This window comes from Pedobacter sp. (genome assembly GCF_045628745.1).
GTDB lineage: Bacteria > Bacteroidota > Bacteroidia > Sphingobacteriales > Sphingobacteriaceae > Pedobacter.
In genome coordinates this window covers 1-3822 of record NZ_JAZQPU010000401.1, presented here as the reverse complement: position 1 = coordinate 3822, position 3822 = coordinate 1, and the positions used below count along the sequence as shown (strand labels likewise).

3 protein-coding genes are annotated in these 3822 nt (G+C 39.6%); 2 read left to right on the top strand and 1 reads right to left on the bottom strand.

Annotation, left to right across the window (positions count from 1 at the left end):
- Positions 1 to 252 precede the first annotated feature (252 nt).
- The gene (locus tag ACR2F7_RS14690) at positions 253 to 1773 is read left to right on the top strand and encodes a glycosyltransferase family 39 protein (RefSeq protein WP_432714299.1); all 1521 of its coding nucleotides are present in this window, start codon (positions 253 to 255) and stop codon (positions 1771 to 1773) included.
- A gap of 1 nt (position 1774) precedes the next feature.
- On the opposite strand, the gene ACR2F7_RS14685 is transcribed toward ACR2F7_RS14690, so the two are convergent.
- Positions 1775 to 2995 carry an ABC transporter permease gene (locus ACR2F7_RS14685; protein ID WP_432714298.1) on the bottom strand — a complete coding sequence of 407 codons (1221 nt, stop codon included), beginning with the start codon at positions 2993 to 2995 and terminating at the stop codon, positions 1775 to 1777.
- A gap of 78 nt (positions 2996 to 3073) precedes the next feature.
- Here ACR2F7_RS14685 and ACR2F7_RS14680 point away from each other — a divergent pair.
- The coding region (locus tag ACR2F7_RS14680; protein ID WP_432714297.1) for an exo-beta-N-acetylmuramidase NamZ family protein at positions 3074 to 3822 on the top strand (749 nt) is incomplete at its 3' end.

Below are 3822 nucleotides of genomic sequence, written 5' to 3'. Positions count from 1 at the left end.
CGATAATTCATTGCTAACATAGAATAGGGTTTTAATTCAAATACCCTATTATAACTTAGTTAATAAATAAAATGTTTTGAGAGATTAATACTTAATATGTAGAGGAACATACGTGTTTTGAAAAAATAGGGGGCTGAGGTTTTGTTTACCCTCTTTCTTGAAACTCCTTAAATAACCTTGCTAAAATAAAACTAAATTAGATTCGGCTTTTGAACAAAGCTACGCTACAACGGAATTTAAATTGCTCAACTCATGTCAAAGAAATCGCTTCTCCTGTGGGTGTTTATCCTGCTCAAATTCGGGATACAACTGTTCCTTATTCATCCTGTATTTGATTTGCAAAGAGATGAATACCTGCACCTGGATTTAGCCAATCACTTGGCCTGGGGTTATACTTCCGTGCCACCAGTAACCTCCTGGATCGCCTACCTCATTTTATTATTGGGCAACTCCCTTTTTTGGGTTAAATTCTTCCCAGCCCTCTTTGGTGTATTAACCCTGGTGGTCGTTTGGAAGACTATTGAAGAGTTGAAGGGTGGCCTATTTGCTCTTATACTTGGCGCTACTGCAGTTGTTTTTTCCATCATCTTTAGAATCAACACTTTGTTTCAGCCCAACTCTCTCGACATCCTTTGCTGGACCTTGCTCTATTATACCCTAATTAAATATGTAAATACTGAAAACCGCAAATGGCTCTGGGCTTTGGCAGTGGTATTTGCCCTCGGCTTTCTTAATAAGTACAGCATCGCCTTTCTGGCTGTTGCCTTATTGCCTGCTCTATTAATGACCGAACACCGGCAATGGTTTCTAAACAAAAACATTTACCTGGCAATGGGCATTGCCCTGGTGTTGATTGCGCCTAATCTTTATTGGCAATACCAGCATGATTTTATAGTCTTCAAACACATGGAAGAATTAAGGAACACGCAACTGCTCAATGTTAACCGATGGGATTTTATGCGCGAACAGCTGTTATTTTTTATTGGCAGTCTTTTTATCTTTATTGCCGCTGCTTATGCCTTTATCTTTTACCCGCCCTTTAAAAAGTTCAGGTTTATCCCCCTTTCTACTGTAATTACCTTAAGCCTGTTTCTTTATTTCAGAGCCAAGGGTTATTATGCCATCGGCTTATATCCGATTTTAATTGCTTTTGGAGCAGTATATCTCGATCATTTACTTAACCACAGCTGGAGGATTTATTTAAAACCGGTGGCCATTTTAATTCCCCTCCTCCTGTTTATCCCGGCAATAAAAATTGTCTTCCCTATCTTTCCACCAGCCGAAATGGTGAAGAAGAAGGCGATGTATCAGAAATTAGGGATGCTGCGATGGGAGGATGGCAAAGACCACCAGCTGCCGCAGGATTTTGCCGATATGCTGGGTTGGAAAGAACTGGCACAAAAGGTTGACATGGCTTATGCCCAGCTTAAAGATAAGAAACATACGCTGATTATTTGTGATAATTATGGCCTGGCGGGTGCCATCAACTATTATTCGCAACATAAAGAGATCGCCGCGGTTTCTTTTAACGCAGATTATAAGTATTGGTTTAATTTAAAGCAGGAGATCAAAAATGTCATTTCCGTAAAGACGGCTCATAATGAAGATCTGGAAAACCGTGGCGACAAAACCTTATTCAAAAACATCGTCTTGAAAGGCAAGATTGAAAACCCTTATGCCAGGGAATATGGCACCTGCATATTTCTGATGACAGAACCTAAAACTTCCATTAACACCATTTTGAAAGACAGGTTGGTGGCACTAGAACCCTAGCTTATTTAAAACGAATCGCTTTTAAGGGTGATATTTTACTCACCAGTAAGGAAGGCAAGATCAATACCGTTAAACAAATGACCAAAGTAACGATGTTTAGCAGAAAGACATCCATAAAATGGAGTTCTATGGGCACATAATTGAGGTAATATGAGCTTTTGTCTAAATGAAAAACATGGGTGTATTTTTGTAGAAGCCCTAAGCCCAGGCCAAGCACATTGCCTAAAAACAAACCTATACCAACCAGATAAGCTGCATTGTAAAGGAAAATCTTAATGATGCTGGAATCACTCATGCCAAACGCTTTTAACATCCCAATCATATTGGTGCGTTCTAAAATCATGATCAGCAGTGCAGTAATCATATTGATCACCCCTACAATCATCATTAAAATCAACAAAACTTTGGTGTTTACATCCAGCAAAGAAAGCCAGGTAAAGATATTAGGAAAATAAGCCCTTACCGATTCTGATTTGAGGGTAATATCAAGATTTTCATAAATACCATTCGAAACCTCGTTGAGCTTGGTGAAATCTTTAATGCCTATTTCAATTCCACCAATTTCATTGGGTTTCCAATTGTTTAACCTGCGGATGATGTTGATATGGCCAATGACAAAACTCTTATCGATTTCTTCTACACCGATATCATAGATCCCCACAATCTTAAATTTCCGCCTGCGGGGTGGATCCTGTACAAAATGCATGATAAAATCATCACCCACTTTGAGCTTTAGCCTATCGGCCGTTAATTGCGATACCAAAATTTGCTGCGAGGCTTTGGTGCTATCGCTAAAATCTATCACCCGACCACTGGTGAGGTGTTTATTGATATAGGTCCAGTTATACGTTTCATCAATCCCTTTAAAATTGATGCCTTCCACCTCCTCATTTGCTGAAATGATGGCGGGTTTAGTGGAGTAAGGCTGGAAATATGCTATCTGTGGGTTTTCTTTCAGCATTTTAAGGGTGCTGTCTGTGGGTACAAATGGGGCAAGCTCAAAAGAATTGTTAAGGTCCATTTTAAAAACCCTCACATCCCCAACAAAGCCTCTTACCTTATCCTGAATTTCAGTTTTAAAGCCCTTAATGATGGCAATAGAAAGCATCATAACGGCAAGACTGAGCATTACACCTGCAATAGCAATGCGCACGATGAGTTTTGAAAACGTTCGTTCTGCTTTAACAGATATCTTTTTGGCGATGAAGTATTCTATATTCAAATCTTTTGCAATAAATTGTACCTTAGCAAAAATGCATTATTTGATTGGATTAAGCATATAAATTAAAAAAGAAACGCAATGAATTCAACCCTATCCCTATTCGTCAACCTTACTTTTACGGCCCTGACCTTACAGGCATGTGGCACTAAAAAGCCCTTTCCCCTGCAAGCTGGTGTTCCTAACCCTTACACCATTAAAGCAGAAAACATTGATCCACCAAAAGACACAAAGATGTTAACCGGTGCTGAACAAACAGATAAATACCTGCCTATTTTGAAAGGGAAAAGAGTGGGCATGGTGGTTAATCCAACCTCTATTATCGGCAACCAAACCGCAGTAGACAGCTTGTTAAAATTAGGTGTCAACATTGTAAAGATATTTGGCCCTGAGCATGGCTTTAGAGGCAATGCCAGTGCAGGAATTCATGTTGCTGATGATGTAGACGCTAAAACAGGCATCAAAGCGGTGTCTTTATATGGTGCACACCACACCCCTACCGCAGCAGACCTTGCTGATGTAGACATCATGGTATTCGACATACAAGATGTAGGTGTGCGTTTTTATACATATATCAATACTTTGCAAAGGGTTATGGAGGCTTGTGCCGAGAACAAAAAGCAACTTGTGATTTTAGATCGCCCAAACCCTAATGGCTTTTACATAGATGGCCCTATCTTAGATCCAAAATTGGTTTCTGGAATTGGGATGCAGGCTATTCCTATCGTACATGGCTTAACCGTTGCAGAATATGCCTTGATGTTGAATGGTGAAGGCTGGTTGAAAAATAAAGTTAAATGCGAGCTTAACATCATTAAAGTGGCCAATTA